This is a genomic window from Streptomyces sp. NPDC001156 (assembly GCF_053598275.1).
The window spans coordinates 1-12977 of sequence record NZ_JBSFJX010000216.1; the positions used below are offsets into that span (position 1 = coordinate 1).

Genomic DNA, 12977 nt, shown 5'->3' on the forward strand with positions numbered 1-12977 from the left:
GTAGGCCGGGTCGACGGCGATGATGGTGATGCCGAGTTCGGCCGCCATGCTGACGAGCCGGGCCCGCAGCTTGGATACCGGCATGCCGGAGATCATCTGCCGAAACCGCTTGCGGCGGCCGTGTTTCTCCCGGGTTTTGTCCGCGCTGAAGTCGAGGTCTTCGATCGCGATCGACAGGTCGTGGCGTTTCGCCCAGTGCAGGAGCCGGATCAGTGCATGCCGTACCTGGGCGTCACGATGGTTCGCGGTGCCGGACAGGTCGTAGAAGAACCGGCGCGGCCGGCCGACCGGATTGCCGTGGGCGTCCAGCCGCCAGGCGGCCAGATGGTCGGCGTTGGTGTCGACACTGATCAGGCCGCCTGTGCGGGCCTGCGACAGGGGGACGGTCTTGATGGGCGGGATGGTCCAGGAGGCGGTGAGGTACCAGCGCCCACGCTGCACGTCGTAGTGGATACGGTAGGCCACGGCCCGGTTCGTGGTGATGCGGTCGGCCCACTCGTCGCCGCGGTGGTGGAAGACCGCAGCGCCGGTGAGCGTATACCGGCCATGCGGGGCGTTGGCCAGGTGGGCGAGCGGAGCAGGCAGTTTCAGTGACACTTCGCCCTCAGGCGTGACGCGGATCGTCTCATTGCCGAACCGCTTGCCCGACTCGCCGTCCGCCTGCAGAAACCAGCGCTCAGCTTCCCACCGTTGCCGCCACTGGGCCTGCGTGAGCTGGGCGGCGTGCAGGTGGTGCCGGCTGCGCGCGAGCCGCTTCCCGCCGCGCACAACCCGGACGCGGCCCACAGCGCGGTCGGCCTGCTCGGCACCCAGGCGGTCTTGAAGGACCTGCAGACGCCGGGTTTTGGCGAACCACTCCTTGGCGCTGCGGTAGCCGCCCGGCGCCCGCGTGCTTCCCTTCTCCCCGATCGGCAGGGACAGGCGGTGCGCGATCGTCCGCACGCCCGCCTGAAGGCTTTGGATATGCGCGAGTTGGGCACGCCGCGCAAGCGCCCACTGATCGTGCGTGGCCTTGGTGATGCTCCCCGCCCAACGCGACGAAGACTCCTCCGTCAGGGCCCGCTTACGCTCCGCCCACCTCTCCGCGGAGTGCTCCAGACCGTCGGCGCACCGGCGTTTGAGGTCCCTTGCGGCCAGCGAGCCCAGATGCGCGCCCACCAGGCGCAACACCTCCTCGTCGGCGGTGCTCAGGTGGCCCAGACGGGTCCGGATCGCCACGCCGGACGGGCCGACGGCCACGAAGGGAGCAGCGATCGTGCGCAACGACTCATCACGCATCGATGTACTCCCTCCATCACGCTTGAGCAGCAACAGGAAGAACGGTACGGGCGGGCACTGACATCAGTGCCCGCCATACGACGTGTGCGCGCTACAACACCACGAACCAGTACATGCTCCTACACACTCACACACGCTCCTGCACATCCGAAAACGACCAGTTCCCCACCCCTCGCCGCTGGCGGACTGGCTGGACCGCGGCGTCGACGGCTTCCGGGTTGATGTCGCCCACACCCTGTTCAAGGCGGACGGCCTGCCCGACGCCGGTCCCGGCCAGCACCAGGACATCCACCGCAACCACCTGATGCCCTACTACGACCAGGAGGAACTGCATCCGCTGTTCCGCGACTGGCGCGGTCTGCTGGACAGCCATCCGGCGCCCGCCGGTGCGGTGGCCCCTGGGGAACGGGTGATGGCGGCCGAGGCCGGGATCTTCGACCCCGAGTGGCTGGCACGCTACGTCAGCCCCGGCGAGATGCAGCAGACCGTCAACTTCGCCTTCCTCGAGGCGCCGTGGGACGGGGCGGCGATGCGGGATGTGGTCGAGGAGTCCGTCGCCGCCATGCAGGCGGTGGGGGCCCCGGTCACCCGGGTGCTCTCCAGCCACGACGCAGTCCGGCCGGTGACCCCAGCGTGGCCGGGACGGGTGCCGGGTGCCGCTGCCCTGGGAGGGTGATGCCGCACCCTACGGCTTCAGCACTGCCGCCCCCGAGGACTGCTGGTTCCCTCAGCCCACCGACTGGGCCGGGCTGACCGCCCGGGCCCAGGAGGACGACGGCGACTCCATGTTCGCGCTGTACCGAAGAGCGCTTCGGCTGCGGCGCGGCCACCCGGCCTCGGATGCCGCGCTGAAGCTGGACGGTCCCGACAGCGGCGAGTGGTTCGGCTTCGAACGCGGTGCGGGGCTGCGGTGCGTGGTCAACTTCGGCTCCGAACCGCTGCCGCTGGAGAGGGATGCCGAAGTGCTGCTGTCCAGCGCGCCATTGGAAGGACGGACGATCCCACAGGACACGACCGTTTGGATGATCTTCAAGGAGTACAACCAGTGAACGACAGGCCCAGTCTTGACCTTTCCGGCCTGGTGAAGGCCTACGACGTCCGTGGCACCGTCCCCGACCAGCTCGACGAGGATCTCGCCCGGCTGTTCGGCGCGGCCTTCGTCGAGACGACTGGGGCGGACGCGATCGTCATCGGGCACGACATGCGCCCGAGCTCCCCGGGCCTGGCGCGCGCCTTCGCGGACGGCGCTGCCGAGCGGGGCGCCGATGTGACCGAGATCGGTCTGTGCTCCACCGACGGGCTGTACTTCGCCAGCGGAAAGCTGCAGCGGCCCGGCGCGATGTTCACCGCCAGCCACAACCCCGCCCGGTACAACGGCATCAAGATGTGCCGAGCCGGCGCCACACCGGTCGGCCAGGACACCGGGCTGCGGGAGATACGCGCATTCGTGGAGCGCTGGTCCACCGGTCGGGCACTGCCCGCGACCAGCCGCGCGCCGGGCTCCCTCACCCAGCGGGACATGCTCGGCGACTACGCCGCCCATCTCCTGGGGCTGGTGGACCTCTCCGCCATCCGCCCGCTGAAGATCGTGGTGGACGCGGGCAACGGAATGGGCGGTCTCACCACCCCTGCGGTCTTCCGCGACCTGCCGGTCGAGGTCGTCCCGATGTACTTCGAGCTGGACGGCACCTTCCCTAACCACGAGGCCAACCCGCTGGATCCGAAGAACATCGTCGATCTTCAGCACAAGGTGCGGGAGACCAAGGCCGATCTGGGCCTGGCCTTCGACGGTGATGCCGACCGCTGCTTCGTGGTCGACGAGCGGGGCGAAGCCGTCTCGCCATCCACCGTCACCGCCCTCATCGCGGCCCGGCTGCTGGCCGAGCACCCGGGAAGCACCGTCATCCACAACCTGATCACCTCCCGGGCGGTGCCCGACGTGGTGCGCGAACATGGGGGCATCCCAGTCCGCACCCGGGTGGGACACTCCTTCATCAAGGCTGAAATGGCGTGCACCGGCGCGGTGTTCGGCGGCGAGCACTCGGCGCACTACTACTTCCGCGACTTCTGGTTCGCCGACAGCGGCATGCTGGCGGCCCTGCATGTGATCGCGGCTCTCGGCGGTCAGCAGGGACCGCTGTCCGCGCTGGTCGGACAGTACGGGCGATACGCGGCGTCCGGCGAGATCAACAGCGTTGTCCGCGATCAGCAGCGCACGCTGGCCAAGGTCCGCGAAACCTTCGCCGGACGGGACGGAGCGGTCGCCGACGAGCTCGACGGACTGACGATCAGCGCCATCGACTGGTGGTTCAATCTCCGCCCCTCCAACACCGAGCCACTGCTTCGGCTCAATGTGGAGGCGTCGGACGCAGACACCATGACCCGGCTGCGCGACGAGGTGCTGGCGATCGTCCGCACCTGAGGACGTGCGGCGGCGAGGCGTGTTCGGTGGGACAGCTGTTGAGCGTCGATGGACGGTCAACCGAAGTGCAGGGCAAGGAGCTTGAGGCGGCTGCTGCGAGGGTGGTGGCGACCGCCTCGGGCGTCACTGACAACGCGGCCCGGCGTAAGCTCCCTGTGCCCTTGCGGTCAAGTGCACTCCAAGTCCTAGGCTGAGGCTCCCAACCTGCCCCCGCCTGAGACGGAGCACCGGAATGCGCTATCGAGTCCTCGGCAAGACGGGTATCGAGGTCAGCACCCACTGCCTGGGCACGATGATGTTCGGTGCCGTCGGCAACCCCGACCACGAGGACAGCGTTCGCATCATCCACGCTGCGCTCGATGCCGGCATCAACTTCGTTGACACCGCCGACATGTACTCGGCGGGCGAATGCGAGGAGATCGTCGGCAAGGCGCTCAAGGGCCGACGCGACGACGTGGTGCTCGCCACGAAGGTGCATTTTCCGCTGGGGGAGGGACGCAACCGAAGCGGCAACTCGCGCCGCTGGATCCTCAAGGCCGTCGAGGACAGTCTGCGGCGCCTGGACACGGACTGGATCGACCTCTACCAGGTGCACCGTCCTGACCACACCACCGACATCGAGGAGACGCTGTCCGTCCTCAGTGACCTGGTGAGGGCAGGCAAGATCCGGACGTTCGGCTGCTCCACGTTCCCCGCCGAGGACCTTGTCGAGGCTCACCATGTGGCGGAGCGGCGCGGATTGATGCGGCTGCGCACGGAGCAGCCGCCGTACTCGATTCTCGCGCGCGGCATCGAACGGGCTGTGCTGCCTGCCGCGCAGCGCCTGGGCATGGGAGTGCTGACCTGGTCACCGCTCGCCTCGGGGTTTCTGTCCGGCGCCTACCGCGAGGGCCGGCCCGTCGACCTGACCACCGGCCGGGCCAAGCTCACTCCGCACCGCTTCGACCCCGCCGTCCCGGGCAACGCCGCGAAGCTCGCGGCCGTCGAGCAACTCGTCACTCTCGCTGAGGAGGTGGGCTGCACCCTGCCGGAACTGGCCGTCGCCTTCCCGCTGGTGCACCCGGCCGTCACGTCGGTGATCATCGGTCCGCGCACCATGGATCAGCTCACCTCGCTGCTCAAGGGAGCCGACCTGCTGCTCGACGACGCGGTGCTCGACCGCATCGATGAGATCGTGGCGCCTGGCACCGATCTCTATCGGGCCGACGGCGTCTGGCAGCCGCAGTCGCTCACCGAGCGCGCGGGGCGCAGGCGCCCGGCGGGGGAGCGGGCGGCCGCGGACTGAGCCTGTCGTACGAGGGTCCGGGCATGGGCAGGTCCACAAGCCTGCCCGAGCCCTGTTCCGGCGCTGGCGGCGGAACGGCACCCGGAAGCGGATCTTCGAGCGGTAGCAGGCTGAGGCTGACGCGAAGGGCCTGATCACGTGGGATGTGAGCGTCGATTCCACGATCGCCCGCGCCCACCAGCACGCTGCCGGGGGCCCGGAAAGGTGTACGGATCCCGCGCGAACCGCGTCTACCTGCGGAGACGCGGCATCCGCTGCATGATCCCGGAAAGGCCGACCAGGTCCGCAACCGCAAGACTCAGCTCCCGCGGAGAGCTGTAACCGGCACAGTCGCACCACTGCTTACAGAGTGATCCAGTAGCGGCGCTTGATGCCCGCGTCAGTTGTGCGGACATCTTCCAGGACACCACCGTTGCGTTCGATGCTGCGTGCCGACCCGATGTTGTCGTCGTCGCAAGTGACGAGGACTCGATCCAGGCCAAGCGCACGGGCCTCAGGTAGAACCGCCCCGAGAGCCCACGTTGCCAGGCCGCGTCTCCGGAAGGAGGGCCGGATGCTGTACCCGATGTGCCCGCCGACGTCGAGCAGAAAGGCGTTCAGGTAGTGCCGCAGATCAATGGCTCCCAGGTAGCTGTCGCCCTCGGCGATCCACCAATGGGTGGCATGGACGCGCTCTTCTCCCACGGCAACCGACCTGTCCGACTGCTGTTGCAGTCGTTCGACCCACTCCGAGAAAACCTCGGGGCTGTCGAGGTCGGCATCAGGCGCGAGACGCAGGCCGGTCCCGTCCTGGTGAGCACCTGGAGGCCACTCGTCACGCGCTGCGAGCCATGAGGATTGCAGCCGGCCTGTGGGCGCGATCAGTTCAGGCATGCGGCCGACGCTAGCACTCGTTCTTCCTCCGTGATCACTTTTTTGCGCTGGTCCGGAGCCACGGCTGCTCGCCGTCATACCGCGTGGGACGTGATCATCCACGACCTTGATCCTTTTGCAACGGGCATTGGTGCTCCAAGCCCCTGGCGGCGGTGCTTGAACGGGTCAGCAAGACTCCGCCGACCTGGTGGCCGTCAGAGTCGGATCAGGGACGGACGTGAGCAGCCGAACGCGTTGGCAGTCGCCCGTTACAGGCCGAAGGCACCGCGCTCGATGAGGATCAGCAGGCCGATGGCGATCAGGACCACGGGCAGCAGGACGTGCCCTCAGGAGCGAATGTGAGCGGAGGTGGGGCTCCCAACTCCGTCTGTGGACGTCGCGTGCCGTGGGACGTCTGGGTGACAGCATGGATATATGGTTGCAAAGCGGAATGGGTGGGAAGGCCGCTCGGCCGTACACGCGAGCCACGCACTCCTCGTGATCCCGCTTGGCCTGATCGTTGTGATCGTGACTGCGGATGTCCTGACCGACCAGCAGTCCCAGCTGGGCCCATTGTTGGTTGTCGCTCCTGCCGTCACCGCGTCCTTCGCCGGCCCGCGCCTCACGGGGCTCATGGGTGTCCTGGCCGTGGCGGGCCAGGTCATCGGGCCTCTCATCGAGGGCCCCGGCGTCACTCCGGGGCTCCAGATTCAGCTGATCGGCATTGCGGTGGTCTCCGGGTTCCTGGTCGCTCTCCGCGCTGTGGGCGATCTGCGCGAGCAGCAGCTCGTACAGACACGCTCCGTCGCAGCGGCTGCACAGGAAGTCCTGATACAACCGCTTCCCCGGCGTTGTGGACGGCTGCACATGGCCACCGACTACATCGCCGCGGAGTTGGAGGCGCAGATCGGCGGCGACCTGTACGCGGCCACCCGTGCCGACGGTGCGACCCGGGTGATCATCGGCGATGTCCGGGGCAAGGGGCTGCCCGCGATCAAGGACACCTCCCTCTTGCTCGGTGCCTTCCACGGCTCCGCCTATCGCAACTACTCACTGCTGGATCTGGTGATGCACCTGGGAAACGCCATGCACTGGAGTTGGGGCGCGGCCGCCGAAGACGACCCCGAGATCGGCGAGTCCTTCGTGACCGCGCTGCTCCTGGACTTCCCCGACGACCTCGGCCAGGTGAAGACGATCAGCTGCGGCCATCCTCCGCCCCTGCTGCTCCACAACGGCCACGTCAGCCCCCTGGAGGCGAGCAGTCCGGGACTCCCGCTGGGCATCACCGCGCCCTCAGAAGACCAGTACACGGTCGACACCTTCGGCTTGGAAATCGGTGACGTCCTGCTCCTCTACACCGACGGCGTCATTGAGGCTCCCGACCCGAACGGCACCTTCTATCCGCTCGACCAGCGGATCGCGGCCTGGGACGGCACAGGTGGCCCCGAACACCTCGTCCGGTACGTGCACGAAGACCTGCTGAACCACGTCCACGGACCCCTCGGTGACGATGCCGCCCTCATTGCCATCCAGCGCCTTCCCTGACGGGCGGAGCGCTGGGCTACGCCCGCCGGCGGTGTGTATCTCGACCAAACTTGCTGGTCAGGGGCCCGACTCCCGCTGGCGTGGCGGCGCCAGGATTCGAACCTGAGAAGGCTGAGCCCGCAGACTTACAGTCTGTTGGCCGCAACCGTCGGTGGGCGGACCGGCTACGTCCTGGCAAGATCGGGATCGTGATCGAGGTTCCCACAGATTTCGCGACCGCGGCAGTGACCCGTGCGGGCCAGAGCGGAAAGGAGTGGGTCGACTCCCTGCCCGCACTGGTGGAGAGCCTCTGCGCACGGTGGGGCTTGGCCGTGGACGGCGCGCCACTCCACGGCCACCTGGGCCTGGTCGTCCCGGTGCAGCGTGGCGAGGAGCCCTGCGCGCTCAAGGTGTCCTGGCGGGACGCCACGACGCTGCATGAGGCGCCGGCTCTTGCCACCTGGAACGGCCAGGGGACCGTGCTGCTACTTGACCACGAGCCGACCGCGGGAGCCATGCTGTTGGAGCGACTTGACGCCAGCCGCACCCTCTCTGACGTCGACGCCGACGAGGCAATCACCGTCGCCGGGCTCCTGCTGCGGCGCCTGTCGGTCCCGGCCCCGCAGGGCTTTGCTTGCCTGCGAGACCTCGCCGCCAGGCTCCCCGACCGCTGGAACCTTCAGTGGGAGCAGTTCGGTCGTCCCTTCTCCCGGCGTCTGGTCGATGCGGCAGCCGGCCTCGCCGTCGAGTACGGTCCCACAACGGCCGGGCAGTTGGTCAACGGCGACCTGCACTACGAGAACGTGCTGGCCGGCCACCGCGAGCCCTGGCTGGCCATCGACCCCAAACCGCTCACCGGCGATCCCGAGTACGCGGTGGCCCCTTTGATCTGGCGGCGGTTCGCGGACATGGACGGGGTCGCCGGCATCCGAACCCGCCTGGCCGCCCTCGCCGAGGCGGCCGACCTCGATTCTGACCGGGTCCGCGTCTGGACGCTGGTGCGCACGGTGGACTACTGGCTGTGGGCCCTGGGGATCGGCCTGACCGAGGATCCGCAGATGTGTCGGACCGTCGCCGAGGCCCTCTTCCCCACCCTCCGCTGATCAATGTCGACTGCTCAACCGGGGTTGCACCAGTCCGGAGCGGAGCAGATTGACGCGCGGAACACCAGGTCGGGTTTTGCAAAGGTCGGATCCGGACCGACCCTCGCCTCAGTACGTCCGGGACGCGGGTGCAGCCGGTCGTGAACCTGGCCCTTACCCATGAGGGCCGCGGCGCGGGGCGAGGCGAAGGACGTAGAGCACCGCGCTGTTGTTGTTGGCGGAAGCAGACGATAAGTGCTGGGGGAGCTGTCGCGCCTCCCATGAGATGACCTGTCCGACGGGCGCCGAGACCACTTCTGACATCGGCCGGGTGCTGGTAGGCGCCGTGCGGTTGAGGTCCGGCGTGGTCAAGAGAGCCCGATGTCGTCCCTCCCCACTGGTGTGGGACCGGCGCGGCGGCAACCTGATGCGGAATTGCAAAATTTCGCAATTGGTTAGATGCTGTATTGGCTGTGTCTGCAGGTAGCCGCGGGCACAGCCTTTCGCTGCCCCGGGACGGGGCTCGTTGGGGAAGCCGAGGGGTTGTGTCCGTTCCGCTGTACCAGGCCAAGGCCGAGTTCTTCCGGATGCTGGGGCATCCCGTACGGATACGGGTGCTGGAGCTGCTGCAGGACGGGCCCATGCCGGTACGGGAACTGCTCGCCGCGATCGAGGTGGAGCCCTCTGGCCTGTCGCAGCAGCTGGCCGTGCTGCGCCGCTCCGGGATCGTCACGTCGGCCCGTGAGGGCTCGACCGTCGTCTACGAGCTGGCCGGCGGAGACGTGGCCGATCTGATGAAGGCGGCACGCCGGATCCTGACCGAGATGCTGGCCGGACAGGGCGACCTGCTGGCCGAGCTGCGGGAAGCCGAGGTCGCCGCGCGATGACCTCGCAGATCAGCCGCGTGTGGGCCAGGATCGCACTGCTGCTGCCCGGCCGCGCCGATCTGGCGGAGATGCGGCGTGACCCGCGCCGGGACCTGCTGGCCGGTCTGACCGTTGCGATTGTGGCGCTGCCATTGGCGCTCGGCTTCGGTGTCTCCTCCGGGCTGGGCGCGAAGGCGGGTCTGGCGACCGCGGTGGTCGCGGGCGCGCTGGCGGCGGTCTTCGGCGGATCGAATCTGCAGGTGTCCGGGCCGACCGGCGCGATGACTGTGGTCTTGGTGCCGATCGTCGGCCAGTACGGGACGGGCGGGGTGCTGACCGTCGGGCTGATGGCCGGCGTGATGCTGGTCGCGCTGGCCGCGCTCAAGGCCGGGAAGTACATGCAGTACGTGCCCGCGCCGGTCGTGGAGGGCTTCACCCTCGGCATCGCCTGCGTGATCGGCCTGCAGCAGATCCCGAACGCCCTCGGCGTGCGCAAGCCGGATGGCGACCAGGTGCTCGTAGTGACCTGGCGGGCCATCGCGGAGTTCGCCAAGGCCCCGAACTGGACGGCAGTCGGCTTCGCGGTCACCGTCGCCGTGGTCATGCTGGTCGGCGCCCGACTCCGGCCGACCATCCCCTTCTCGATCGTCGCGGTCATCGCCGCGACGATCATGGCCCAGCTCGCCCACCTGGCCGCGGCGACGCCGATCGGTGACCTGCCCTCCGGGCTGCCCGTGCCGTCCCTGGCCTTCCTCAACCCCGGATCCTTGGGCACCCTGCTCGCGCCGGCGGTCGCCGTCGCCGCCCTTGCCGCCCTGGAGTCGCTGCTGTCGGCGTCGGTCGCCGACGGCATGACCGTCGGCCAGAAGCACGACCCGGACCGGGAACTGTTCGGCCAGGGCCTCGCGAACATCGCCGCCCCGCTGTTCGGCGGCGTTCCGGCGACCGGGGCGATCGCCCGCACCGCCGTCAATGTCCGTACGGGTGCGAGCTCCCGCCTGGCCGCCCTCACCCACGCCGCGATCCTCGCTGTGATCGTCTTCGCTGCGGCGCCGCTGGTCTCCAGGATCCCGCTCGCCGCACTGGCCGGAGTCCTGCTGGCCACCGCGATCCGCATGGTCGAGGTTGGCTCGCTGAAGGCCATGGCCAAGGCGACCCGCTCCGACGCCGTCATCCTCATCCTCACCGCGGCCGCCACGCTGGCCCTGGACCTGGTCTACGCGGTGATCATCGGCCTTGTCGTGGCCGGTGCTCTGGCCCTGCGCGCCGTCGCCAAGCAGGCCCGCTTCGACCAAGTGCCGCTGGACCGGGGCGATCACAGCGCCGAGGAACACGCCCTGCTGGCCGAGCACATCGTGGCCTACCGGATCGACGGCCCGTTGTTCTTCGCCGCCGCCCACCGCTTCTTGCTGGAGTTGACCGAGGTGGCCGACGTACGCGTCGTGATCCTGCGCATGTCGAGGGTGTCGACGATGGACGCCACCGGCGCCCTCGTCCTGAAGGACGCCGTTCAGAAACTGCACCGGCGAGGCATCACCGTCCTCGCCTCCGGCATACGGCCCGGCCAGCGCCAGGTCCTGGACTCGGTCGGCGCGCTCGACCTGTTGCGGTGCGAGGGCCGAGAGTACGCCACCACTCCCGAGGCGATCCGGGCCGCCCGTGATCACTTGGAGACAGCCGGGGTCCTGGCCGCCCTTCCGGTCTCCACGCCCCGAACCTCCACCGAGGAAGCCCAGCGATGAGCACTGCCCGCGGCACCCTTCGTATGGTCGAAGTCTCCGGCCCGGAGGCTCTGTGGCTGCTGGAGGGCAGCACGCTGGGGCGGTTGGTGTACGCCCAGCGGGACCTGACCGTGATCCGTCCCGCCCGGCACGTGTGGGAGTGCGGCCGCCTCGTGATCCGGACGCCGGCCCCGGCATCGGCGACGCCGGAGACAGCGACGTACCACGCCGACGAGATCCGTACCGTGCCCGGCACCGGCTGGACGGTCACCGTCTGCGGCCCCGTCGAGGTGATCACCGACCCCGACGAGGCTGCCCACTACCGGCGCACCCTGTCCGGCTGGAGCCACGGTCCGCACGACACCCTCCTGCGCCTGCACCCCAAAACGGTGGCCGGCTTTCGTCTCGCCCGTCCGGAGGCGTGATGACCACGCAACTGGTGACTCTGCCCTACCGGCACGTGCTCACGCTGCCCACCGAACCGTCCGCCGTCCGGATCGCCCGCGAGACGGCCGAGCAGGCCCTGGTCGAATGGGGGATCGGGCTGCGCCACCCCACCGTGGATCCGGCCCTGCTGATCCTCAGCGAGCTGGTCACCAACACCGTCCGACACGCCGCCGTCCTCTCCCCGCAGCTCACCGTGATCTACGCGGCGGGTGCGGACTGCCTGGCCTTCGCCGTCCACGACCGCCACCCCTACCAGCCCCCGCTGTACGGGGCAGTGACCGGGACTGGCGCCGGGGGCCTGGGCATCGTCGTGGAGCTCGTCCTCGACCTGGGCGGCACCGCGGTCATCCGCGGGGACGCCGACGGCCTGGGCAAGAGCATCTGGGTCACCCTTCCCCTCTGACCCCGACGAGCCGCACCCGCAAGGAAGCCCCCTCACGACCATCGACGGGCCCCATACCGTCGAAGACAACCTTGGCACCCTCTCCATCCTCCGTCGTGGCGATCGCCAAGTCCTCGATGAATCCCATCGCCGCCAGTTGCCGACCGGCGGTGACCGCGTGCGCGACATCGGCAGTGCCCTGGCTCGCCTTCACGGCGGCGGCCTCCGCCGAGAGCGGACCCGCGCCCTGGGAGGACAGCTGCCGACACTCGCAGCGGACCCGGCGCCGCTCTGCGCCGTCCAGTCACTCATCAACGCGCCCTCCCATACGTGAAGCGAGGGTCAGCCGCAGTGGGCATCACAGACGGTCTGCGTAATCTGAGGGCACCGGCCGCCGAAGGACAGTTTCAGCAGACGGTCACTGCCGCAGCGCGGGCATCCACTGTTCTGGCCGACGGCGGCGAGGCGCACTTGAAGTGCCCCATGCGGGACCTCCCCCGATCCTCCACCTCACGACCTCGTGACCTCAGGAATTGTTAATGTTGGCAATTCCTGAGGTCGTCACTGCCGGATTGGGCGGCTCGGTTCCTCGCCTGCGATTTCGGCGTGGTTGGTGCCGCAGGCGAGGAGGGTCGCATGTTGTTGACGAGTAGGTGGATGCGATGCGCCGAGGTCCGGCCGGTGGGGCCGTGTTCTTGGGCCGGGGAGGCGACGGCACGATGAGTACGCCGCTGTACCAGCTGAAGGCCGAGTTCTTCAAGACGCTGGGGCACCCAGCCCGCATCCGGGTCCTGGAGCTGCTGAGTGAGCGCGAGCACGCGGTTGCCGAGATGCTGCCCGAGGTGGGCATCGAGCCCGCGCACCTCTCACAACAGCTGGCGGTGTTGCGGCGGGCGAACCTGGTGGTGACCCGCAAGGAGGGCTCGACTGTGTACTACTCGCTCACGAGCCCGTACGTCGCCGAGCTGCTCCGAGTCGCCCGCACCATCCTCTCCGGCGTGCTGGCCGGACAGGCCGAACTGCTCGCTGACCTCCAGGCCGCGCAGCAGGAGGCGAAGCCGCCGTCGTAGCGACGTGTGGGCGGGGGGTGAGGGTTCCCCGTGGCCGTGTCGGACGTC

At 69.0% G+C, this 12977-nt stretch carries 14 protein-coding genes; 11 read left to right on the top strand and 3 right to left on the bottom strand.

Annotation, left to right across the window (positions count from 1 at the left end; genetic code table 11):
* Positions 1-1278: IS200/IS605 family accessory protein TnpB-related protein (locus ACWDA7_RS43685; protein WP_450612545.1), on the bottom strand; the 1278-nt coding region annotated here is incomplete at its 3' end.
* 82 nt (positions 1279-1360) lie between these two features.
* On the opposite strand from ACWDA7_RS43685, the gene ACWDA7_RS43690 reads away from it, so the two are divergent.
* The 4 genes from ACWDA7_RS43690 (at position 1361) to ACWDA7_RS43705 (ending at position 4985) form a co-directional block, all read left to right on the top strand.
* A complete protein-coding gene (locus ACWDA7_RS43690) occupies positions 1361-1954 on the top strand; it encodes an alpha-amylase family glycosyl hydrolase (protein WP_450612547.1) in 594 nt (197 codons plus the stop codon).
* Positions 1932-2327, top strand: a complete 396-nt coding sequence (locus ACWDA7_RS43695; protein ID WP_450612549.1) for a DUF3459 domain-containing protein — start codon at positions 1932-1934, stop codon at positions 2325-2327. The genes ACWDA7_RS43690 and ACWDA7_RS43695 overlap by 23 nt, the downstream gene beginning before the upstream one ends.
* Positions 2324-3700 carry a phosphomannomutase/phosphoglucomutase gene (locus tag ACWDA7_RS43700; RefSeq protein WP_450612551.1) on the top strand — a complete coding sequence of 459 codons (1377 nt, stop codon included), beginning with the start codon at positions 2324-2326 and terminating at the stop codon, positions 3698-3700. Before ACWDA7_RS43695 ends, ACWDA7_RS43700 begins: the two co-directional genes overlap by 4 nt.
* A gap of 232 nt (positions 3701-3932) precedes the next feature.
* Positions 3933-4985, top strand: a complete 1053-nt coding sequence (locus ACWDA7_RS43705) for an aldo/keto reductase (protein ID WP_450612553.1) — start codon at positions 3933-3935, stop codon at positions 4983-4985.
* A 342-nt stretch (positions 4986-5327) separates the two neighbouring features.
* Here the strand turns inward: ACWDA7_RS43705 and ACWDA7_RS43710 are convergent, their stop codons facing one another.
* Entirely contained in the window at positions 5328-5858 is a 531-nt protein-coding gene (locus tag ACWDA7_RS43710; RefSeq protein ID WP_450612555.1) for a GNAT family N-acetyltransferase, read from the bottom strand.
* Between the two features lie 507 nt (positions 5859-6365).
* Between ACWDA7_RS43710 and ACWDA7_RS43715 the strand changes: the two genes are divergently transcribed.
* From ACWDA7_RS43715 to ACWDA7_RS43740, 6 genes are all read left to right on the top strand, one after another.
* Positions 6366-7382: a PP2C family protein-serine/threonine phosphatase gene (locus ACWDA7_RS43715; protein WP_450612557.1), complete on the top strand. Its 1017-nt coding sequence runs from the start codon at positions 6366-6368 to the stop codon at positions 7380-7382.
* Between the two features lie 188 nt (positions 7383-7570).
* A complete protein-coding gene (locus ACWDA7_RS43720) occupies positions 7571-8464 on the top strand; it encodes an aminoglycoside phosphotransferase family protein (RefSeq protein WP_450612559.1) in 894 nt (297 codons plus the stop codon).
* 524 nt (positions 8465-8988) lie between these two features.
* Positions 8989-9330, top strand: a complete 342-nt coding sequence (locus tag ACWDA7_RS43725) for an ArsR/SmtB family transcription factor (protein WP_450612561.1) — start codon at positions 8989-8991, stop codon at positions 9328-9330.
* Positions 9327-11051 (top strand): SulP family inorganic anion transporter, encoded by a 1725-nt coding sequence (locus tag ACWDA7_RS43730; RefSeq protein WP_450612563.1) that lies wholly within the window; start codon positions 9327-9329, stop codon positions 11049-11051. The genes ACWDA7_RS43725 and ACWDA7_RS43730 overlap by 4 nt, the downstream gene beginning before the upstream one ends.
* A complete protein-coding gene (locus ACWDA7_RS43735) occupies positions 11048-11455 on the top strand; it encodes a pyridoxamine 5'-phosphate oxidase family protein (RefSeq protein ID WP_450612565.1) in 408 nt (135 codons plus the stop codon). The genes ACWDA7_RS43730 and ACWDA7_RS43735 overlap by 4 nt, the downstream gene beginning before the upstream one ends.
* On the top strand, positions 11455-11880 hold the full coding sequence (locus tag ACWDA7_RS43740; protein ID WP_450612567.1) for an ATP-binding protein: 426 nt from the start codon (positions 11455-11457) through the stop codon (positions 11878-11880). Before ACWDA7_RS43735 ends, ACWDA7_RS43740 begins: the two co-directional genes overlap by 1 nt.
* Here the strand turns inward: ACWDA7_RS43740 and ACWDA7_RS43745 are convergent.
* Positions 11864-12073, bottom strand: coding sequence for a hypothetical protein (locus ACWDA7_RS43745; RefSeq protein ID WP_450612569.1), 210 nt, complete (start codon positions 12071-12073; stop codon positions 11864-11866). The genes ACWDA7_RS43740 and ACWDA7_RS43745 overlap by 17 nt on opposite strands.
* 505 nt (positions 12074-12578) lie before the next feature.
* Between ACWDA7_RS43745 and ACWDA7_RS43750 the strand changes: the two genes are divergently transcribed.
* Entirely contained in the window at positions 12579-12929 is a 351-nt protein-coding gene (locus tag ACWDA7_RS43750; protein WP_450612571.1) for an ArsR/SmtB family transcription factor, read from the top strand.
* The last annotated feature ends 48 nt before the right edge of the window (positions 12930-12977 follow it).